This window comes from Paraburkholderia sp. UCT31 (assembly GCF_014397655.1).
In the GTDB taxonomy this organism is placed as follows: domain Bacteria; phylum Pseudomonadota; class Gammaproteobacteria; order Burkholderiales; family Burkholderiaceae; genus Paraburkholderia; species Paraburkholderia tuberum.
In genome coordinates this window covers 20,235-40,295 of the sequence record NZ_VZQP01000028.1, presented here as the reverse complement: position 1 = coordinate 40,295, position 20,061 = coordinate 20,235, and the positions used below count along the sequence as shown (strand labels likewise).

Sequence of the window (20,061 nt, the reverse complement as noted above, 5' to 3'; positions counted from 1 at the left end):
AAAAAAAAAAGCCCAGCCGTTAAGCTGGGCGGAGGGGATCGCCTTCTGTCGCCTGAAGACGAGTGGACGTTCTCTCTGACCCTATGCAACAACCAGCAATATCGCCGTACCGTGTTCCGCACCACTCGCCGCCAGGATAGGCATGTCGTGACATAAATTCAAGTGAATGCTGCATTCTTCGATAAAACGTCAATCGGGGCAGTTCGACACCAATTCATTCAGACGACGGCCTGCAATTGCGCAGCGCACGACGCGCGGACCAGTTCAAAGCCCGAAGTACCAGAGCCGCACGTCCTCTTCCTCTGACCATATCTGCACGTCCAGCATCTCGTCGAATTCGACCGGCTCGCCCCGGTACATGCAGCAGAACCCGCGCTCGGTGCGATAGACGATCACCCACTCGCGCGGGTCGGGGGTTGCGTCGGGCGAACGGTCAGGCACCTGCCACAAGGCGTCCCCGCACGGTGGAGAGAACGGGCGATCATCATCGTGCCGGCACGGGGAAAGCCTTTAAGCCTGCTTTAATCGCCACTGCATAGATTGAAAGCGTACCAGGCCTGTCGTGCCTTCAACGAGCCACGATCGATCCGCCACTGCCGACGCGGAGCAAGGTTGATCGCTGCAATGCCCCACTGATCGAAGCTGACAGACAGTTGACTGGCACTCTACTGGTTCTCTCGTACAAGGAGGACACACCATGCGTACGCTGCCTGCACTATGCGCTGGAATATGTTTGGGCTTCGCCCACCTTGCCATCGCGCACCCGACCTCGGACGTCGCCCCGAAAACTGGGTGCAAGGATTTCTCCGCGATCGCCATTCATCAACGCCCCCCGCTCGCTGACTGGGTCGCACCGCCGAGCCGTCATCGTGTGGTCCGGACTGACAGCGCGATCATAGTCAATGCTGCTGCCCCGGTTGGCCTCATTGTCGGCGAGTGCGGGAAACCGACCTGAACAGGTCGAACGCAGATCGAACGTTTCTTCGGGCGTATCAGCCAGTTTCGGCTGCCTTCCACTGGTTTCGACTGGTTCGTGGGCGGCTAAGCGGTGTTCGCGTCGCCCATGCGCGGGTCTGGATCACTCGTGAAAGCGTGAACCGGGCCTAGTCCGCTTGCCGCTGTCATCCAACGATGAACCGGAGCCGTCGCCCCCGCTACGGCTCGCGGCGCGACCATTGTCTGGCCGCAATGAAGGCTTCGAAAACCAGCTGATCTGCTGGTCTACCTCGTTATTTCTGAACCAGGCCGCGCTTGTGGACCGCCCGGCGCGTGGCGTTGCGGCGGCACTGTCGAGCGCACGGGCAGAGCCGCCTGGCGAGGCCGCCGTTTCGCGCTGCCTCGCGCGGAAGTAAAATCGTCGGATCAGCCTTGCGCCGGAGAGTCGCAAGAAGCTTGCAACGGAGCCCCGAGGATCTCCTGAAGCGCCGCATCGCCGGTTACCGAAAGAAGCTGTAGAAGCCACCTTCCCATCACCGAGACAGGAAATTCATTATGTTGACCAAACCCATGTTGACCGTCGCCGAGACGACCCGCATTGTCGATGCCGCCCGCGCGGAAGCCGAGAAGAACAAATGGCCTGTCGCGATCGTCGTCGCGGACGACGGCGGCCATCCGCTCGCGGTGCTGCGTCTCGACGGCGCGGCGCCCTCCACCTCGTATATCGCGACCGAAAAAGCGCGCACCGCGGCGCTCGGCCGGCGCGAAACCAAGGTCTATGAAGACATGATCAACAACGGCCGCACCGCGTTCCTCAGCGCACCGCTGCAGGGCACGCTCGAAGGCGGCGTGCCGGTGATCGTCGACGGCCACGTGGTCGGCGCGGTCGGCGTGTCGGGCGTCAAGTCGGAGCAGGATGCGCAGATCGCGAAAGCCGGCATTCAGGCGCTCGGCGTGTAAAGCGCCGAGCGCCAAAGCAATCCCGAGACACAACGCGGACCGATGCCCCCTCGTCGGTCCCATAACAGATGGAGCAGTCGATGACTCAGATGAACCCGCGCGGCGGACTGCAGGTCGCCGCCAACCTCGACCAGTTCGTTGAATCCGAAGCCCTGCCCGGCACCGGAATCGACAGCGCCGCCTTCTGGTCGGGATTCGACGCCCTCGTGCACGAGCTGGCGCCCAAAAATCGGGCGTTGCTCGCCGAGCGCGACCGCCTGCAAAGCGAACTCGACAACTGGCATCGGGCCAATCCCGGCCCGGTGCGGGATCTGCGCGCGTATCGTGCCTTTCTCGAAGGCATCGGCTACATCGTGCCCGTGCCCACCAGCGTCCAGGCCACGACCGACCACGTGGACAGCGAGATCTCCGGACAGGCCGGCCCGCAGCTCGTCGTGCCGCTGTCGAACCAGCGCTACGCGTTGAACGCCGCAAACGCGCGCTGGGGTAGCCTGTACGACGCGCTGTACGGCACCGACGCGATCCCCGAAACGGACGGCGCGGAAAAGCAGAAGGGCTTCAACCCGGTGCGCGGCGCAGCCGTGATCGCGTACGCGCGCAAGTTCCTCGATCAGGCCGCGCCGCTCGCGAACGGCTCGCACGCGGACGCAACGCGCTATAGCGTCGAGAACGGCCGGCTGGTCGTCGCGCTGAAGAGCGGCACCACGGCGCTGAAGACACCTGCGCAGTTGGTCGGCTATCAGGGCGACGCGAGCACGCCGTCGGCGGTGCTGCTCAAGCACAACGGCCTGCACGTCGAGATCCAGATCGATGCGAACGATTCGATCGGCAAGACCGATGCCGCCCATGTGAAGGACATCGTCGTCGAAGCGGCGGTCACCACGATCATCGATTGCGAGGACTCGGTCGCGGCCGTCGATGCCGACGACAAGGTGCAGCTCTATCGCAACTGGCTCGGCCTCATGAACGGCGACCTGACCGAACAGGTCACGAAGAACGGCAAGACCTTCACGCGCCGGCTCAATGCCGATCGCGAATACATCGGCGCCGACGGCAAGTCGCAGGTCAAGCTGCATGGCCGCTCGCTGCTGTTCATCCGCAACGTCGGCCATCTGATGACGAACCCGGCCATATTGACGAAAGACGGCCACGAGATTCCGGAAGGCATTCTCGACGCGGTGATCACCACGCTGTGCGCGCTGCGCGACCGCCACAACAAGCTGAACTCGCGCACCGGCTCGATCTATATCGTGAAGCCGAAGATGCACGGACCGGCCGAAGTCGCGTTCGCGAGCGAACTGTTCGCGCGCGTCGAAGACCTGCTGAAGCTGCCGCGCAACACGATCAAGATGGGCATCATGGACGAGGAGCGCCGCACCAGCGTGAATCTGCTCGCCTGTATCGCCGAAGCGTCGGCGCGCGTCGCGTTCATCAACACGGGCTTCCTCGATCGCACCGGCGACGAGATGCACTCGGCGATGGAAGCGGGCCCGATGATGCACAAGGGCGACATGAAGTCGAGCAAGTGGATCACGTCGTACGAGCGCAGCAACGTGCTGGTCGGTTTGAGCGCCGGCTTGCGCGGCCGCTCGCAGATCGGCAAGGGCATGTGGGCGATGCCCGACCTGATGCACGCAATGCTGGAGCAGAAGATCGGCCATCCGAAGGCCGGCGCGAACACCGCGTGGGTGCCCTCGCCGACCGCGGCGACGCTGCACGCGCTGCACTATCACCAGGTCGACGTGCAGGCGGTCCAGCAGGAACTCGAACGCACCGACTATGCGACGGTGCGCGACGAACTGCTCGACGGCCTGCTGACGATTCCGGTCGTCGAAAAGGCGCAATGGAGCGACGACGAAATCCGCGCCGAGGTCGACAACAACGCGCAGGGCATTCTCGGCTATGTGGTGCGCTGGATCGACCAGGGCGTCGGCTGCTCGAAAGTGCCGGACATCCACAACGTCGGCCTGATGGAAGACCGCGCGACGCTGCGTATTTCGAGCCAGCACATCGCCAACTGGCTGTATCACGGTGTGATCAAGCGCGAGCTCGTCGAGGAGACGTTCAAGCGCATGGCCAAGGTGGTGGACGCGCAAAACGCCGGTGATCCGCTCTACCAGCCGATGGCGCCGGGCTTCGACACGATCGCATTCAAGGCCGCGCAGGCGCTCGTCTTCGAGGGGCGCCAGCAGCCGAGCGGATATACCGAGCCGTTGCTGCACAAGTTCCGGCTCGAGGTGAAGAAGCAGGGTTGAGGCCGTCCGGCCGAAACGACGACGGGCGCCGTGCAATGCGGCGCCCGTTTTTTTTCCAGGTCGTGTCACTTCACGCGGCTTCTGCCGTCAATTGCGCCGCCTCGCCACCTGACGCTTCGTTCTTCATATAGGCTTGCAGATATGCCTCGAATTCAGCCTTCACCTCGGGATGGCGCAGTGCGAATTCGACGGTCGCCTTCAGATAGCCGAGCTTGCTGCCGCAATCGAAGCGCGTGCCGAAGTAGCGATACGCTAGCACCTGCTCCTCGGTCAGCAACGACTGCACCGCGTCGGTCAGTTGCAGCTCGCCGCCCGCGCCCGGCTTCAGCGCGCGGATATGCTTGAAGATCGTCGGCATCAGCACGTAGCGGCCCACCACGCCGAGATTCGACGGCGCCTCGTCCGGCGCTGGCTTCTCGACGATGCCCGACAGCTTGATCACGTTGTCTTCCCACTCGCGGCCGTCGACGACGCCGTACGAGCGGCTGTCCTCGCGCGCGATCGTTTCGACGCCGATCACCGAGCTGTGATAGTGGTTGAAGGTATCGACGAGCTGGCTCATCACGGGCTTCGCGCTATGCAGCAGGTCGTCGGCGAGAATCACCGCGAACGGGCTGTCGCCCACCAGTTTTTCGGCGCACAGCACCGCATGGCCGAGACCGAGTGCTTCGGCCTGGCGCACGTAAAAGCAGTCGACGTTGGCCGGCTTGATGCTGCGCACGAGGTCGAGCAGCTTCTGCTTGTTGCGCGCTTCGAGTTCGGACTCGATCTCATAGGATTTATCGAAGTGATCTTCGATCGCGCGCTTGCTGCGGCCCGTCACGAAGATCATCTCGGTGATGCCGGCGTCGATCGCTTCTTCGACCGCGTACTGGATCAGCGGCTTGTCGACGATCGGCAGCATTTCCTTCGGACTTGCTTTGGTAGCCGGCAGGAATCGTGTCCCGAGGCCCGCTACGGGAAACACGGCTTTGGTGACTTTCAGCATGGTAGGCATTCCCACATCGGTTAGAAATTGGTGTGTTCGCGGACCTTGCGGCCAATCAATGCCGGCGCAAGACTAGCAGAAAAACTGCGAGGTTCACGGAGGCGGCTTTTCTCCGATTCAATTCGGATAATTCGCGCATTAATCGCAATGCGATATTGTGAAAAATTGAGGAAATTATTACGTATCTATTGCCAGTTGGTGATCGAGCAAATCCGAAAGTCTTACCTTTCGGACGCCCCCTGGCACGGGTCGCCTGGCGACCCGATGACCGGCTTCGGCAGCACGTCATTCCTGTTCGTCGACCGGTGGCAGCTTGCCTGGGTTCATCCGGTAGCTACGGATCGGCTCGTTGCGCAAGGCATCGCGGTAGGCGGAGGCGGCCACCAGGATCAGCAGGACGGCCACGCCGGCCAGTAAATGCAGGTTCATGACTTCACCTCGGGGTCGGAAAATCCTTGCTTTAAATTAGCACGACAAAAGCGATAAATAATTCGATACCCCATACGTCGACGCGCAATTACAATTCGTCACAAAATCGATGTCGGATTCAATGCGAAATGGAATTTTTTAATCATTTTTCAGGATTGCGGTGCTCTAGGATGGATGCGTCGCGGGTGCGCAAGACGCCCGCTCGAAGGCCTGTTCCGCGTCAATTTTTTCTCTTTTCCGCTTCAGATAAGGACCGCCTATGAGCGACCCAGCACTGGATGCCGCCGGCTCATCCCTGCCCCTCTCCCCGCTGCCGCGCCCGGAGAAAAACCCGGCCACGGCGCATGCGCGCAGCGACGCGCGTGTCGATAGCGCCAGCAAGGAGCACGCGATCGACGCGATGCGAGGCTTCGCCGCGCTGCTGGTCGCCTACTTTCATTGCCGCCAGATCGTGTGGGTCGGCATGCAGGCGTTTCATCAGAGCGTCGGACATTCATTGAGTCCCAGTAGTCTCGCCGCGTATCTGACGTTTCCGATCGCATGGGGCTCGGCCGGTGTGCCGATGTTCTTCGTCATCAGCGGCTACTGCATCCATCGCGGCGGCGCGCTGCGGCTCGCGAGCAATCCCGCTTACCGGCTCGATGCAGGCAACTTCTGGCTGCGGCGCTTCGCGCGCATCTACCCGGTGCTGCTCGCGGCGCTCGTACTGACCTTCGCGCTCGATTCGTTGAGCCTGCAATTGCCGCCCGTCAGTCACAAGATTCGCGACATCGGCTGGCATCCGTTTCTGGTCAACCTGTTTTCGCTGCAGGGTATGGCGGGTAAAACGTATGGCTCGAACGGCGCGCTGTGGACGCTGTCGCTCGAAGTGCAGTTCTATGCGATCTATCCGCTGCTGTTCGCGCTGCGCAGACGCATCGGCATGAACGCCGTGCTCGCGCTCGTCGGCGCGATCAACGTTGCGTCCGCGTACGGGTTGGAGCGCCACGATCTGCAGTTCTTCACGTCGTACTGGTTCTCCTGGATGCTCGGTGCGTGGATCGCCGACGCCAAAGCGCGCAGCGTGCGAGCGGCGCGTGCGCCGGCATCGCTGTACGTGCTCGCGGCGGCCTTGATCGCGGCAGGCTGCGTCGCGTTTCACTTCGGCCAGTACGGCGCGTTCCAGATATGGGCGCTCGGCTTCGCGTGCTATCTGTACAAGACACTCGATGCGCGCAAGGACCCGCAACGCGAAGCGAGCGGCGTGCTCGCGCTGCTTCGCGCAGGGTCGCACGCGCTGTCGCGCCTGCTGTCGCGCGTCGGCGACTTCAGCTTCTCGCTGTATCTGATCCATCTGCCGATCTTCGTACTGCTGTCGGCGTGGCTGTTTCGTTCGTCGCTGCAGATGTCGATCTGGCCGTCGTTCGGCTATATGCTGGTCGCGGTGCCGGCCGCCTATGTGTTTTATCGGCTCGTTGAGTTGCCTGCGATGAAGTGGTCGGGGAGTTTTAAGCCTAAAGGGCGCTGATAGAACGTTGACATTGGATCAATCCCGCCCGTTCGGGTGCTTCACCATCATTTGATCTGGTTGAATAGCAACGTCGATACCTGGTGCTCGTCCTGAATGGAAAATTGAAACGGTATCTCTGGATGCGTAAATTTGAGCCGGAGCTGCTTTAGAGCCGGGACCGGGACAAATCGCTGATTCTTAAACGTGTAGTACGACACTAACAGGCCAACGCGGGATGCCTGTGCATCGTCGAATACGTAACTGTTATTCGGAAAGGCAAGCTTCCCTTCCTTCGTCGCCACGACGGCCCGACATGACGAAAGTAAACCCGGCAGATGAAGAAACGTCGGCTTGCGCGCTAGAGGGTTGACCAGCAGCGAGATCTGCCGGTATCGACTTCCGGCTTCGCCCGAACCGTTGCCGTGCCCTTCCACGCAGAGTAAGGGCGGATGCGGATCGGTTCGCGCTGCAATGAATACGTTGGCTGATTGCGGAAAGATTTCCGACACATGCTCTCCGGGGAATGTCGTAGCGTGCGCAAAGCGATAGGATTTGCCGTCGACTGCCAGGCGATCCTTCCAGAGCTCAATGTTTAGCGTTTTCCGTTCCAGTTTGGCTTGCAGCTTCATAAAGGTGCCTGGCTCGCCTGGGTAGGAATAGACCACGCCGGCGTTTTGATCGGTCGGGTCACCGTTTTGTTTGATCGGGTCGCCAAACACTGCCCCCGCTTGGGCAACGTACAAGGCTTCGTAGCTGTCGTAAGACTGAGCCGCATGTGCGCTGCCAGATAGGGCGGCCATAGCCGCCATCAGTATCGTAGTGATTCTCATCGGTATGCTTTGGCGCCTGTCGCTTTCAGATAGTCGGGGTTAAGCGTCCAGAAAATCGTCCTTCCGTGGGCAGCACTGGAAAAGCAATCGCAGATCCTTATTGATCGGATCACTCATCGCCCATCCCCTGCACGCCAAGCCACGACGATCAAATTCGGATGATCCTTCACCGGAAATGAACGCGTTTTCCCTTCTGCAAGCGGCAGGTCCTCAACGAGCGTGCGTACGCAGTTCAACAACTTGTCGCACATCCACGCGCAGTTCCCTCTCGTTACAGATCGGACTCAACTCAATTTCGATTTATTTCTTGCGTCCAAGAATCGTTTTAACCGTTAAGCATTCCGGATGCTCCGACGATTCCATATCGTCCGGACAAGACAACCATTCATAAAATTCGAGCCTCTGTTTTGCTGCATCCTGCCTGCAGGCCGCCACCTGGAAGTCTGTATCAGGCATATAACCGCCTTTCCAGTCGTTGAATGCCATCCCAAATAACTTGCAATCGGATTGCAATTTTTCTTCCCACAGCTTGTGATTTTTCCCGAGTTCCGCGAGCGCTTCGCCCGTAGCGTTGGCGTGGAGATTTCGATAGAGTTTTTCAGCGTCACTTAGCATGCCCTTCGTGTCTGCATTTGTACACGCCAGATAGTCATCGCGCGTTTTCGCGGATGCCTCGCAAGTCGCGTCTGCAAAGGCGGCCGACGTGCCGCATGAGAGGATCACTGCAACCGCTATCTTAGTGAGTCGCATCATAATTCCCCGTAGCAAACAGTCGGCCCTCAGCACGACGGCGCCTGACCAACCCCAGTGGGTGTTTGCCATGCGCCGCTGTGTATTGCAGAAATTTCGACGGCACTTGATCGTAATGACCGGTATTAACGAGCGCGAAAAACTCGTTATTTCCACTTCTATGATTGAAGATGAAATCAACAACCGCATCGTACTCGTACTGAAACAACGGAACAAAAATTCTGCTATTTACAATTCGCTCGGCTTCGCGTAGATCATGATGAAGCAGTTTCAGCGCCTGCGGTTCGGTAATTCCATTTCCGTAAAGCGCTTCGGAAGGTGCACCGGATATTGGTCCGATATGGACCAGATGTCCGTATCCGATCGTGGCATTTCCGCCGCCGCCACCTCCATCCTTATCGTACAAATGCGACCGTAAGGCCTCCCACTGCGCAGTGAATTGAACTCCAGCTTGGGAAACATTCCACGGCTTGCCGATCCTGTCCGACTGGAGAATTACAAGTGAATTCGGGTTTGTATCTGTTAGTGCTGCTCCCAGTGCATCAGGCATTACGCCTCCCTATGACCAATAAAGACGTGAATGGATCGCGCACCATGTGTCTGATAGCGCTTGGTGCGTCCCTGCAAATCGGTAATGCCGTGAACAAATGCGCCCGATGGAAGTTCGGCGGTGTAATACGTATTAGGGAGAATGGCACTTACTTAAGCCTGCATGGAGGAGAAGACGCGGGTAAGTGCTTGAAGAGAAAGGGAGGGGGCTGATCCAGGGATTGATACGATGGTTGTTACCAAGCAAACACCGTCTCATTCCAAAGATCAGCCCCCATGGATCGTAATGCACGAAGTCATCACAGGCAAACACGAAGCAGCGTTCAAAGCCGGGCGTGCAGGGCCCAGGCGGTAGACTACTTCAACATACTGACGAGCCCGGGGCTGTTGGGCATAACGGAAGCGTATTTGCCAGAACATCGGGAACGGCTGTATCCGCCGACGGTGACACTGTCGATGTTCATGCGCCAGGCGCTGGAAGAGGACGCCTCCTGTCAGAAGGCAGTCAACGGGTGGGCGGCGCAGCGAGCTGCCGACGGGCTGCGGCCCATGAGTGTGCGTACGGGAGGCTACTGCCGCGCTCGCCAGAGACTGCCGCTGACGATGGTGCGGGAGTTGGCGCGCGAGACGGGGCGCCAACTGCATGAGCAGGCCGAGCCGGCCTGGAAGTGGCGCGGGCGTCCGGTCAAGCTGGTTGACGGCACCGGGATCTCGATGCCCGATACGCCGTCGAACCAGGCCCGTTTCCCGCAGTCCAGTGCTCAGGCCGAAGGAGTGGGCTTTCCATTGGCCTATCTGGTTGCGGTGATCTGTCTGGCAAGCGGCGCAGTACTGGAGTCGGCGGTCGGAACTTACGCGGGCAAAGGCAGCGGGGAGCTGACGGCGTTTCGCATGCTGCAAGGCACGTTTCGCAAAGGTGACGTGATCGTCGCCGATGCCTTGTACTGCCACTACTTTCTGATGGCCTCAATGATCGCCGCCGGGGTGGACGTCGTGATGGAACAGCATGGGGCACGCCGCACCGACTTTCGGCGAGGCCGGTCCCTGGGCACGCGCGATCACATCGTGACGTGGCCCAAACCCCGGCAGCGTCCTGACTGGATGACGCATGAGCAGTACCAGGCCTTCCCCGATGAACTGATGGTGCGCGAGTCCAGGCTGCATCACCGGGTGCTGGTCACCACGATGCTTGATGCACGCAAGACCAGCAAACAGGACCTCTCGCAGTTGTACGCCAGGCGCTGGAACGTGGAACTGGATCTACGTAACATCAAGACGACGATGGGCATGGATGTGCTGCATTGCCAGACTGCCCACATGAACGAAAAGGAGATCTGGGTCCATCTGCTGGCCTACAACGTGATTCGGCTGCTGATGGCTCAGGCCGCCAGTCACCATGCCACTGACCCGAGAACACTGAGTTTCAAACACACGGTGCAGTTATGGACTGAATGGCTGGCCAGAGGTCTGACGGCAACTCACAACCAGAGTCTTCTGTTCAACCTGATCACGCAGTCTTGCGTTGGGAGTCGCCCCGGTCGCATCGAACCACGAATGCGGAAACGAAGACCGAAGTCCTACCCATGGCTGAAAGAGCCTCGTCACATCGCACGTGAGCGCGTCCAAAAATATGGGCACGCTCCACGGGCTTAAGTAAGTGCCATTCGTATTAGGGAGTGCATTACCTCCAGAATCGGTTAGCGTGAACCGCTGATCGAAACGATTCCGTGAGCGTCCGCGACAATGGCACGCCCATGCGTAACCGAGGGCTTCGGCCATGTCGTAACCGTTTGAATACGACTTCAACCTATCGAACGGAAACCATTCGCCGGTTTCGGCGTTCAGCGCCATTGCAGACGGCATTGGCGGGAAGTTTGAGTAGATTGAATAGGTGATACGGCAAACGTGGCACTCTTCCTCGTCCATGGCACTTTTCTGATTCTGTTGTTCCATTTGACCTCTGCTGATTTTCCAGAACACACCCGACGAATTAATCATCCAAAGCAGCCACGGTCAACACCTTTAATTTGAGATTGAGACTTTTTGACAAATATTCACGATGATTTCGCGTATCTCATTTTCAATGCATATTTCCGCAATCGCGGTTCAACAAAAAGGGCGGCGTTGAGCCACCTTTACCGTCAGGAATCGATGCCGGTCGGGGCAATAAAAAAAACGGAGCGAAAGTCGTTCGAGACTTTCGCTCCGCTACGCCAAGCAAGGACTGGCCAAGCCCTCGTCTACCCTCGCGTAAAAATCACCTCGTCACCGCGCTGCCACGCCGGTCAGAATCTGCGCAACCCCATCCACATAGCTGCGCGTGCCGAAGCGCTCCTGCGCGGTCCGATAGCCGTTCCTGACCAGTTTGTCGCGCAAGTCGCCGTTCGAGCGCAATTCGGCGAGCGTATCGGCGAGCGCATGCGCGTCGCCCGGCGTACACAGCACGCCGTTCTCGTAGTCGTCGATGATTTCGAGCACGCCGCCTGCGCGCGACGCCACGACCGGCCGCTGCGCGAGCATCCCCTCGACGATCACGCGACCGAACGGCTCCGGGGTGATCGACGTATGCACGACCGCATCGACCGCGCACATGCAGGCCGGAATATCGTGCTGGAAGCCGAGAAAATGCACGCGCTCGCCAAGCTTTTGCGCGGCGACGAAGGCGCGCAGTTCGCTCTCGTACTGGTCCTCGCCGAACAGCGCCGCGCCGACCAGCACTGCATGCATCTGCGGATTGAGCACCATCGCTTCGAGCAGCACATGTTGTCCCTTCCAACGCGCAAGCCGGCTGAACGAGCCGACGAGAAACGCGTCGCGCGGCAGACTCAGGCGCTCGCGCAGCACCGCTTGCGGCACCGTGCGCAATGCGTCGAACGGTTCCGCGGCGATCCCATTGAACACGACGTCGATGCGCTTGCTGTCGAACCGCGTGAGCTCCGCAAACGCCTGCGCCGACGCAGCCGAATTGGCGATCACGTGCGTGAGGCCGAGCCGCGCGCACCACTTGATGATCGCAAGCTGCTTGCCGCCGAAATGCTCGGCGCTGACGATGTCGCGCAAATGCCAGACCACCGGCCGTCTCGCGAGCTTGCCGGCCACGGCGCCGATCACCATCGCACGCTGCGTGTTCGCGTAGATCACATCCACCTTGCGCGCGCGTTTCGCGGTGGCACGCACGAGCGAGATAAGTCCCTTCAACGCCTGACCTTTCGGCATCGAACCGCCCTGCTTGCGCACATTTTTGAGCGCGCCGGCATCGAGTACAGTGACCTCGACGCCGGTTTTCGCGAGTGCGGTGTTGAACGGCCCGTCGTCGAACAGCACGACCTCGATGCGCGAGCGCAGCGCCTTGACGATTTCGAGCAGCGACAGTTCGGCGCCGCCGAGCACGCCGCTCTGATCGACGGCGAGAATGCGCGGCACGTTCGCGGCGCCCTGCACGGCCGGCCGATACGGCGTATAGGCCGGCAGCGTCGCCGTGCGCAACGCGGGCACCGCCGCGCGCACCTGCGAGAAAAAGCGCTCGCGGAAATGCGCGGCCGAAAACTGCTCGGTGTTGCCGCGGCAATTCTCCGGCAGGAACCGGTGCCGAAGCTCGTCGAAACGATTCACGGCAGCGATGATCGAGTCGGTATCCTGTTCATCGAAGAACATGCCGGTCGGCTTCGGCTCCGACAGATCGCGCACCGTTTCGAGCGCCCCGCCTTTGCCGTACGCGATCACCGGCGTGCCGCAAGCCTGCGCCTCGACCACCGAAATGCCGAAGTCCTCTTCGGCCGCGAACACGAATGCCTTCGCGCGGCTCATGCGGTCCTTCAGCACCTCGAACGGTTGATAGCCCATGATCTCGACGTTCGGCCCCGCCTTCGCGCGGATCTTCGCCATGTCGGGTCCGTCGCCGATCACGACGAGCTTGCGCTCGGGCATCCGCGCGAACGCCTCGACGATCAGATCGATTTTCTTGTACGGCACCATGCGCGAGGCGGTCAGATAAAAGTCTTCCTTCTCCGTGCACAGCGTGAACGCCTCGACATCGACCGGCGGGAAGATCACCTGTGCGTCGCGCTGATACACCTTCTTGATGCGTCGCGCGATGAACGCCGAGTTCGCGACGAAGCCGTCGACCGAGTTGGACGTGCGGATATCCCAGTTGCGCATGTAATGCAGAATCAGCCGCGCCAGCGCCGACTTCGGGCCGTTGGTCAGCTTCGACTGCTGCAGATACTGATGCTGCAAATCCCACGCATAGCGGATCGGCGAATGCACGTAGCTGATATGCACCTGATCGGGACCAGTCAGAACGCCCTTGGCGACCGCGTGACTGCTCGAGATCACGACGTCGTACGCCGACACGTCGAGCTGCTCGATCGCGAGCGGCATCAGCGGCAGATACGAGCGGTACTTGCTGCGCGCGAGCGGCAACTTCTGGATGAACGACGTCGTCACCGGCTTGCCGCGCAGGAAGCTGCGATCGTCGAGAAAGTCCACGAGGCTGAACAGATCCGCATCGGGAAAGCACGCGATGATCTGCTCGAGCACTTTCTCCGCGCCCGCGTAGGTGACGAGCCAGTCGTGCACGATCGCGATGCGCACGCTTTTGCTCGCGCGCGGTGCGGTACGGCGCGGTGCCGGCTGGATGCCGGGCACGCTCGTCAGTTCGTCGAGCGCGCTGCGCGTCGCGGGCCTCAACAGTTTTTTTTCAAGGACGTCGTGATTCATGCGCTTTTCCTCGGATTCAGTCGCAATAGCAGTGAACGCGCAAGATTGCGCAAGGCGGGCGTCATCGTGATCGACCACGCGACGTTCGCGCCGACCATCAGCACACCGGCGGCGATCGCGAGCGCGAGGCTCGGCAGGAAGCTGGCGAGCCACAGGCTGGCGAGCAGGAAGGCGAGATGGGCGAGCATGTCGAGCACGATCTGGCGCGCGCGGATCGCGGCGAAACGCAGCAGCACCGCGTAGTCGAACAGCGCGCGGGCAGCGACCGCGACCGCCGCGCCAGTCAGCCCGAAATGCGTGATACCGAGCCACAACGCGCCGGCGAAAAGCGGCAACTCGACGAGGCCGATGCGCGCGGCGGTGGCTGGATTGACCTGTGACTGAATCAGGATGCGCGTCACGTTCGCCTGGCCGACGAGCCACACGGCGACGATCATGATGCGGCCCACGGGCGCCGCGACCGTCGCGATCTCGTTGCCGACCCACAGATGCAGGAACGGTTCGAGCACCAGCATCGCGACGAGCGCGACCGGCGTGAACACGCCGTTCAGAAATTCGAGCGATTGCTGCGTGATCGTGTCGGCGTCGGCGCGGCCGACTGCGGAAAGCCGCGGAAACAGCGTGCGCACCAGCGCGGTCGGCACGATGTTCAGACGCGTGACGAGGTTCTGCGGCACCGTGTAGTACGTGACGAAACGCGCGCCGAGCCGTGAACCGAGCATTACGCGATCGAGCGAATCGGCGACCATCGTCGTCACGCTCGCGATCAGCATCCAGCCGCCGAAGTTGAACAGCCCCTTTGCGACGCCGAGCCGCGGCGGCTGAATGCTGCGTATTTCAAGCACTTTCAGCGCGTAGCGGCCGAGCAGCAATGCCGCGAGAATCCGCGCGACGACTGCCGCGGCGAGTACGTTCTGCAAAGTCGCGCCGAGCCACAACGCGGCACCGAGCGGCAGCAGCTGGAACAGGAACGTGCCGATGGTCTGGTTCGTGTTGTAGACGCCGAAGCGTTCCGCGCCATTGATCGCGCCCGCGAACACCCACGACACGTTCGCGATCGGAATCGCGACCGCGAGCCACGGCAGCGCCATATAGACTTCGTGCTGCAGCTCGGGCGATACCTTCGTGAAATACGCGGTGTACAGGAACGCGCCGAAGTAGATGATCAGACCGCCCACCACGCCGGTCGTCAGATTGAGCCACGTCGCGCTCCAGAACACGCGCGCGCTTTCCTGCTGATCGCCCGACGCGCGCGCCTTCGAAATATGGTTCTGCGCGGCCATGCTCATGCCGAGATCGAGAATCCCGAAGTAGCCGATCAGCGTCCACACGAGACTGATCACACCGTAGCGCTCCACGCCGAGCAGCCGGATATACGACGGCACGGTCACGAGCGATACGAACGTCGGCAGCACGAGCCCGAAAAAGTTGATCGCCACGTTCCTGAGAATGCCTTTGTCCATCGAATCCCTTCGGTTTTGCGGTTAGATTGCGTGCGGGGCTGCGTCAGCGAGGCCAACGCACCTCAAGGCTTCCAGCGATACATCAGCACCTTGCCGCGCGCGTCTTCCTCGACGAACACGAGGTACTCGCCATCGCCGCGCTTCGTCGCGCTGATACCGTTCGGCACGTCGACCCAACCCGACGCGCGGCCCACTTCGGGGCCCGGCCGGATCACGCCGAGTTCCTTGCCGCTGTCCTTGTCCCACACGTGCACCGCGCCGACCGGCTCGACGCCGAACACGTATTGCCCCTCGACCGTGACGCCGATGATCGTCGCGATGGGCTTGCTCTGCGTCTGCCACGGCAGCGTGATCGCGTAGCGCTGCACCGGCTTGCCGCTCGACCACTTGTCGTAGCGCACCAGCACGCGCCCCACTTCCTTCCAGAAGCCCTGCGCGGTCGGCATATCGGCCGTATAGCCGCTCACGTACATCGTGTCGGTGTCCGATTCATAGATCGCGCGATGCAGTTCGCTGAACGGTGCCGGCACCGGGTACTGCGTCAGGTTCGAGTACGAGTAGACCGGGTTGCCCTTCGCGTCGAGTCCGCCGAAACGGAAGCGATAGATGCCCTTCGTATCCCGGGTACGCCAGATGTCGCCGGCCATATCGACCCACCAGCCCCAGCCGCCGGCGAGCTTCGTGCCGCTCGTGTTCAGCGCGTATTCGTCGCGATCGAAGCGCCCGTCGCCATTCGTGTCGCGCCAGATCCAGTCACCGCCCGGCGGCGCATTCGGCACCTTCGCGACCGCGCGCTCGCGACCTGCGATAAATCCCGAGGGAATCGCGGTCTCGCCGTCATGCTGCGGATCGAAGCGATAGATCTTCAGATGATCCGCATACATGTCGGTCAGATAGAGGAACGTGTGCCCCTTCAACCGCCGCGCGATCGGCAGACCCGGATACTGGTCGGTATGGCACACCGGATCGTCCGGGTACTTGAACCGATTCGACAGGAAGCCCGCGTATTTCCAGTCCTGTCCAGACGGCTTCGACAAATCGAGTTCGAAGCGCTTGTTGCCGGTATAGACGCTGTCGGGCCGGGCCGGATCGATCCACGCGCCGTCGACGAACAGCAGTCCCTCGACCTGCCAGTTGCGCTTGCCGTTCGGCGCATAACTTTCGAGCGTCGCGCCGAGGCCCGCGCCGATCGGCTCGTAACGCGGACCGATGCCATTGGTCGACACGTACACGTTGCCGCGCGCATCGACACCCACGCCGGTCAACCCGTTGAATCGCAACGGTCCGGGCTTGCCCGCGACGCCGCTGAAAATGCCGCCGCGCTCGCCGAGCGTGCCCGACTCCGTGTAGCGGCCGTCGCGCTTCGTGAAGAACAGCACCTGCTGGCGCGGACCGTTATCGGCGATCAGGAGGCGGCCTTGCGCATCGACGGCGAGGTCGACCGCGACCGTATCGGCCGGCAGCGTGATGGTCTCGTCGATGCGCTGACCGGTCGCCGTGTAATGCTCGATACCCGGCGCGCGATCGCCGCGCGTGCCGCTGAGCACCCATAGCGTGCCGTCGGGCGCGAGCGCGATACGTCCAGGCTCGTGCACGTTCCACGTCGCTTTCTGCTGCATCGATTCGGCATCGTAGACTTCGATGCGATTGCGCGCGGTATTGGCCGCGAACAGCGTCGTGTCGTTCGCGGCGAGCCCGCCGATCTCGGCGTTCGTGCCGGTCGGCACTTCGTTCATCATCCGGAAGCCGGCCGCGAGCTGCGCGTGCGGGTCCGCGTTTTTAGCCGCGGGCTGAAACGGTGCCACGCGCTTCGGCTCGTCGATCAGGCGCCGCGAGATACCAAACCATTGCTTGCCTTTGTCCGGCCACACGCCCGGCTCGACCAGATGCCCCTTCTCATTGCCGACCGCGATCGCAACGAATGCATATTTGCGGTTGACCGCGATCGCATTGCCGCCGGCGTTGCCCCAGCCATGCGTGCCGCCCGCGAAGCCGAGCATCTTGCCGTCCTGATAGACGCTCGCTTCAGCGCCGCTTTCGTCCCACGGCGCGTTCGTATAGACCTTGCCGTCGGGCGTGACCGCGATCGCGGTGATATCGATCTGCGTCCATGTGCCATCGCCAAAGCCGAAGCTGTTGCCGATCCATGAGGTCTTCGCGTTCAAAGCGGTTTCGGCGCGAGCCGGCAGACTGGCCGATGCGGCGACGACGCCGGCAGCGCAGGCCGTCAGGGCGAACCAGCTTTTGAACGTGATACGGCGCAAGGCGGAACCTCCAGTCGATGTCCGGTCAACGCGATGCACGCGGACCTGCGCCCGCTCGGGGCGAAATTCAGTGATGTGGCAAAGCGAAACGAAGCGCAACCGATTGAAGCGCGGCGCCTGAAGGCAGCCGTCCGCACGGCTAAGTTACGCGGAAAAAATGCGGCGACGAAAATCGAAAATAATTCAAAAATATTCGTCCGCTTATACGTCGCAAAAAGAAACGATTTTAAAAATCGATAAAAGTGCAAGCCTCGCCGTCAGTCGCCTCTGTCGCGACGATCTCCCTTTCCTACCGATGTGATATCCCGCAATGCGCATTTATTACGGATTGCCCGATGCTCACCACAAGCATATAAATCTTTCTATAATGGCCAAAGAAATACCCTGTTTCAATCTGATTCAATTAGCCCATTCCAACGGATTTTTTCTCGAGTTTCTTTTCCCTAGAATCGATTGCACTTCAGTTGCGACGCGAAGCGCGCGCCTGTTCGCTGGCAATCCGTGGCGAACCGCGCGGCCCTTCGCCCGGCCCATCCGCTTTACACCATGGACGGTTCATGACAGCCAGCGCATTGCCCCTCGCGCCCTCCCATTCCCGCATCGTGCAGCTCGACGGTCTGCGCGCGATCGCCGTGCTCGCGGTGTTCGCGCAGCACGCGTTGAAAGCGCCGCTATGGATGGGCGTCGATCTGTTCTTCGTTTTGAGCGGCTTTCTGATCAGCGGCATCCTGCTCGATCGCAAGTCGCGCCAGCAGTCGTATTTCAGCTATTTCTATGCGCGGCGCGCGCGCCGCATCCTGCCGCCGTACCTGCTGCTGATGGCCGTGTCGTCGCTGCTGTTCGGCCTCGCGTGGGCGCAGCACTGGTACTGGTACGCGTTCTTCGCGACCAATATCGGCGATGCGCTCAATCAAAGCGGTCATGACAGCCTCAACGTGCTGTGGTCGCTCGCGGTCGAGGAGCAGTTTTATATCTTCTGGCCGTTCGTGATCCTGCTCGTGCCCGAGCGTCTGCTTGGGCTGGTGGCGGCCGCGCTGATCGTTCTGGTGCCGCTGCTGCGCGCGCTCGCGACGCCGTGGTTCGATTCGTTCTGGCCGATCTACTACCTGACGCCGTTCCGCATGGATCTGCTCGCGGCCGGCGCGCTGCTCGCGGTTGCCGTGCGGCGCGATCGCAATGCGCTCGAACCGTTCAAGGGACTCGCGGTGCTCGGCGCTCTGGCCGCGCTTGCGGTGCTGGCATGGCTGCATCTGCACTACCCGCGTTTTCGCGCAGCGAATACGCCGTTGTCGAATGCCGGGCTGTATAGCGTGTCGCTGGTGCTGTGTACATCGATCGTCGTGATCGCGCTGCAGAGCAAGGGCATCGTGAAGCGGCTGTTGTGCAATCGCGTGCTCGTTTATATCGGCACCATCAGCTACACGATCTATCTGATCCACCTGAGCGTGCTGTACATGGTGTGGCCGCTGCATCTGAATCGCTATCTGAGCGCCGCGATCGCGCTCGCTATCACGCTCGTGTACGCGAGCATCACGTGGTTCGCATTCGAGAAGCGCCTGATTTTCGGCGCGCGCGGGTCAAGAGCGACGACCCGCGCCGGCGCCAACGTTGCACGGCAAGCACCGCAAGGCCGCGCATGACCCGCCTGGCCGTTGTTGCTGCCCACGTGCTGGGTGTCGTGTCGGCGCTGATGCTGATCGCGCCGACAACGCGCGCGGCCGTGGCCGGGCCGGCAGCGTCATCGCCGACGCAACTGCTGATCGACGCTTACGGCGACTCGACCACGCTCGGCATCACCTGCAGCGATGGCCACTGCGGCCCGCAAGCCCGCAACGCCGTCACGTATCTGCAGCAAGCGTTGCAGGCGCATGACGGCGAGCGCGTGCGCGTCACGAACTACGGCGTCGGCGGCACGATGGCCTGGCAGTTGCGCGACGGCACCGGCAATCGTCGCGCGGGGCCGACGGCGGGACTGCCGTGGCGCGAACGTCTCGCCGCCTCGCCCGCGCGGATCGTGTTGATCAACTACGGCATCAACGAAGTGATGCACAACCAGACGCCCGAGCAGTTTTACGCGGCCGAGACGTCGCTCGTGCAAACCGCGCGAGCGCTCGGCAAGGAGCCTGTTTTGCAGACCTCGAACCCGATGCCCGATGACCGGCTCAACGCCCGGCTCGCCGCGATGATAGCGATGACGCGACGCGTGGCAGCCGAACAGCAGGTGCCGCTCGTCGATCAATACGCGTATGTGAGCAGCCTGCCCGACTGGAAGTCGCTGATGTCGGACGGCGCGCATCCAAAGCCGGAGTTGTACCGGCTGAAGGCCGAACAGGATTATCGGGTCGTCGAACCGTTGGTGCGGCGGCTGCTGGACAACGCGCATTGAGCCAGGCCCCTAGGCGCGTTCCGTTCTCTTTTCTCTCACAAAC

General features: G+C 61.4%; 16 protein-coding genes and 1 pseudogene. 7 read left to right on the top strand and 10 right to left on the bottom strand.

Annotated features, from left to right (window positions below):
* Positions 1-264: 264 nt before the first annotated feature.
* Positions 265-441: a hypothetical protein gene (locus tag F6X40_RS23105; protein WP_260336698.1), complete on the bottom strand. Its 177-nt coding sequence runs from the start codon at positions 439-441 to the stop codon at positions 265-267.
* 1,050 nt (positions 442-1,491) lie between these two features.
* Here F6X40_RS23105 and F6X40_RS23100 point away from each other — a divergent pair.
* Positions 1,492-1,896 (top strand): heme-binding protein, encoded by a 405-nt coding sequence (locus tag F6X40_RS23100; RefSeq protein WP_184033654.1) that lies wholly within the window; start codon positions 1,492-1,494, stop codon positions 1,894-1,896.
* An 80-nt stretch (positions 1,897-1,976) separates the two neighbouring features.
* Positions 1,977-4,151 carry a malate synthase G gene (locus tag F6X40_RS23095; RefSeq protein WP_187629344.1) on the top strand — a complete coding sequence of 725 codons (2,175 nt, stop codon included), beginning with the start codon at positions 1,977-1,979 and terminating at the stop codon, positions 4,149-4,151.
* Positions 4,152-4,221: 70 nt separating this feature from the next.
* Here F6X40_RS23095 and galU read toward each other — a convergent pair whose 3' ends face one another.
* Together galU and F6X40_RS23085 are read right to left on the bottom strand one after the other, a co-directional pair.
* Positions 4,222-5,139 (bottom strand): UTP--glucose-1-phosphate uridylyltransferase GalU, encoded by a 918-nt coding sequence (gene galU / locus F6X40_RS23090; protein WP_184033648.1) that lies wholly within the window; start codon positions 5,137-5,139, stop codon positions 4,222-4,224.
* A 285-nt stretch (positions 5,140-5,424) separates the two neighbouring features.
* A complete protein-coding gene (locus F6X40_RS23085; RefSeq protein ID WP_184074077.1) occupies positions 5,425-5,568 on the bottom strand; it encodes a hypothetical protein in 144 nt (47 codons plus the stop codon).
* A 259-nt stretch (positions 5,569-5,827) separates the two neighbouring features.
* Here F6X40_RS23085 and F6X40_RS23080 point away from each other — a divergent pair, with 259 nt between their 5' ends.
* On the top strand, positions 5,828-7,075 hold the full coding sequence (locus F6X40_RS23080; RefSeq protein WP_187629343.1) for an acyltransferase family protein: 1,248 nt from the start codon (positions 5,828-5,830) through the stop codon (positions 7,073-7,075).
* 47 nt (positions 7,076-7,122) lie between these two features.
* Here the strand turns inward: F6X40_RS23080 and F6X40_RS23075 are convergent, their stop codons facing one another.
* The 3 genes from F6X40_RS23075 to F6X40_RS23065 form a co-directional block, all read right to left on the bottom strand.
* A complete protein-coding gene (locus F6X40_RS23075) occupies positions 7,123-7,887 on the bottom strand; it encodes a hypothetical protein (RefSeq protein WP_187629342.1) in 765 nt (254 codons plus the stop codon).
* Positions 7,888-8,187: 300 nt separating this feature from the next.
* On the bottom strand, positions 8,188-8,640 hold the full coding sequence (locus F6X40_RS23070; RefSeq protein WP_187629341.1) for a hypothetical protein: 453 nt from the start codon (positions 8,638-8,640) through the stop codon (positions 8,188-8,190).
* Positions 8,624-9,187, bottom strand: coding sequence for a lysozyme (locus tag F6X40_RS23065; protein ID WP_184074085.1), 564 nt, complete (start codon positions 9,185-9,187; stop codon positions 8,624-8,626). The genes F6X40_RS23070 and F6X40_RS23065 overlap by 17 nt, the downstream gene beginning before the upstream one ends.
* A gap of 275 nt (positions 9,188-9,462) precedes the next feature.
* Here F6X40_RS23065 and F6X40_RS23060 point away from each other — a divergent pair, with 275 nt between their 5' ends.
* Positions 9,463-10,839 carry an IS4 family transposase gene (locus F6X40_RS23060; RefSeq protein ID WP_187629340.1) on the top strand — a complete coding sequence of 459 codons (1,377 nt, stop codon included), beginning with the start codon at positions 9,463-9,465 and terminating at the stop codon, positions 10,837-10,839.
* Positions 10,840-10,860: 21 nt separating this feature from the next.
* Here F6X40_RS23060 and F6X40_RS42485 read toward each other — a convergent pair.
* From F6X40_RS42485 to F6X40_RS23045, 4 genes and pseudogenes are all read right to left on the bottom strand, one after another.
* Positions 10,861-11,139, bottom strand: a pseudogene (locus F6X40_RS42485) (hypothetical protein); the annotation flags it as partial.
* 312 nt (positions 11,140-11,451) lie between these two features.
* Entirely contained in the window at positions 11,452-13,905 is a 2,454-nt protein-coding gene (locus F6X40_RS23055) for a glycosyltransferase family 4 protein (RefSeq protein ID WP_187629339.1), read from the bottom strand.
* Positions 13,902-15,368, bottom strand: coding sequence for a flippase (locus F6X40_RS23050; RefSeq protein ID WP_184063444.1), 1,467 nt, complete (start codon positions 15,366-15,368; stop codon positions 13,902-13,904). The genes F6X40_RS23055 and F6X40_RS23050 overlap by 4 nt, the downstream gene beginning before the upstream one ends.
* A 62-nt stretch (positions 15,369-15,430) precedes the next feature.
* Positions 15,431-17,632, bottom strand: a complete 2,202-nt coding sequence (locus F6X40_RS23045) for a hypothetical protein (protein WP_187629338.1) — start codon at positions 17,630-17,632, stop codon at positions 15,431-15,433.
* Positions 17,633-17,665: 33 nt separating this feature from the next.
* Between F6X40_RS23045 and F6X40_RS23040 the strand changes: the two genes are divergently transcribed.
* The 3 genes from F6X40_RS23040 (at position 17,666) to F6X40_RS23030 (ending at position 20,018) form a co-directional block, all read left to right on the top strand.
* The gene (locus F6X40_RS23040; RefSeq protein ID WP_187629337.1) at positions 17,666-17,872 is read left to right on the top strand and encodes a hypothetical protein; all 207 of its coding nucleotides are present in this window, start codon (positions 17,666-17,668) and stop codon (positions 17,870-17,872) included.
* 317 nt (positions 17,873-18,189) lie between these two features.
* Entirely contained in the window at positions 18,190-19,272 is a 1,083-nt protein-coding gene (locus tag F6X40_RS23035; protein WP_184063451.1) for an acyltransferase family protein, read from the top strand.
* Positions 19,269-20,018 carry an SGNH/GDSL hydrolase family protein gene (locus F6X40_RS23030; RefSeq protein ID WP_187629336.1) on the top strand — a complete coding sequence of 250 codons (750 nt, stop codon included), beginning with the start codon at positions 19,269-19,271 and terminating at the stop codon, positions 20,016-20,018. The genes F6X40_RS23035 and F6X40_RS23030 overlap by 4 nt, the downstream gene beginning before the upstream one ends.
* Positions 20,019-20,061 lie beyond the last annotated feature (43 nt).

Excerpts from the sequence above, each read along its gene's own strand:
- F6X40_RS23075 (WP_187629342.1), bottom strand. The coding sequence starts at position 7,887 with ATGAGAATCACTACGATACTGATGGCGGCTATGGCCGCCCTATCTGGC.
- F6X40_RS23065 (WP_184074085.1), bottom strand. The coding sequence starts at position 9,187 with ATGCCTGATGCACTGGGAGCAGCACTAACAGATACAAACCCGAATTCA.
- F6X40_RS23070 (WP_187629341.1), bottom strand. The coding sequence starts at position 8,640 with ATGATGCGACTCACTAAGATAGCGGTTGCAGTGATCCTCTCATGCGGC.
- F6X40_RS23030 (WP_187629336.1), top strand. The coding sequence starts at position 19,269 with ATGACCCGCCTGGCCGTTGTTGCTGCCCACGTGCTGGGTGTCGTGTCG.
- F6X40_RS23050 (WP_184063444.1), bottom strand. The coding sequence starts at position 15,368 with ATGGACAAAGGCATTCTCAGGAACGTGGCGATCAACTTTTTCGGGCTC.
- F6X40_RS23095 (WP_187629344.1), top strand. The coding sequence starts at position 1,977 with ATGACTCAGATGAACCCGCGCGGCGGACTGCAGGTCGCCGCCAACCTC.
- F6X40_RS23060 (WP_187629340.1), top strand. The coding sequence starts at position 9,463 with ATGGATCGTAATGCACGAAGTCATCACAGGCAAACACGAAGCAGCGTT.
- F6X40_RS23085 (WP_184074077.1), bottom strand. The coding sequence starts at position 5,568 with ATGAACCTGCATTTACTGGCCGGCGTGGCCGTCCTGCTGATCCTGGTG.
- F6X40_RS23055 (WP_187629339.1), bottom strand. The coding sequence starts at position 13,905 with ATGAATCACGACGTCCTTGAAAAAAAACTGTTGAGGCCCGCGACGCGC.
- F6X40_RS23100 (WP_184033654.1), top strand. The coding sequence starts at position 1,492 with ATGTTGACCAAACCCATGTTGACCGTCGCCGAGACGACCCGCATTGTC.
- F6X40_RS23040 (WP_187629337.1), top strand. The coding sequence starts at position 17,666 with ATGCACGCGGACCTGCGCCCGCTCGGGGCGAAATTCAGTGATGTGGCA.
- F6X40_RS23080 (WP_187629343.1), top strand. The coding sequence starts at position 5,828 with ATGAGCGACCCAGCACTGGATGCCGCCGGCTCATCCCTGCCCCTCTCC.
- galU (WP_184033648.1), bottom strand. The coding sequence starts at position 5,139 with ATGCTGAAAGTCACCAAAGCCGTGTTTCCCGTAGCGGGCCTCGGGACA.
- F6X40_RS23035 (WP_184063451.1), top strand. The coding sequence starts at position 18,190 with ATGACAGCCAGCGCATTGCCCCTCGCGCCCTCCCATTCCCGCATCGTG.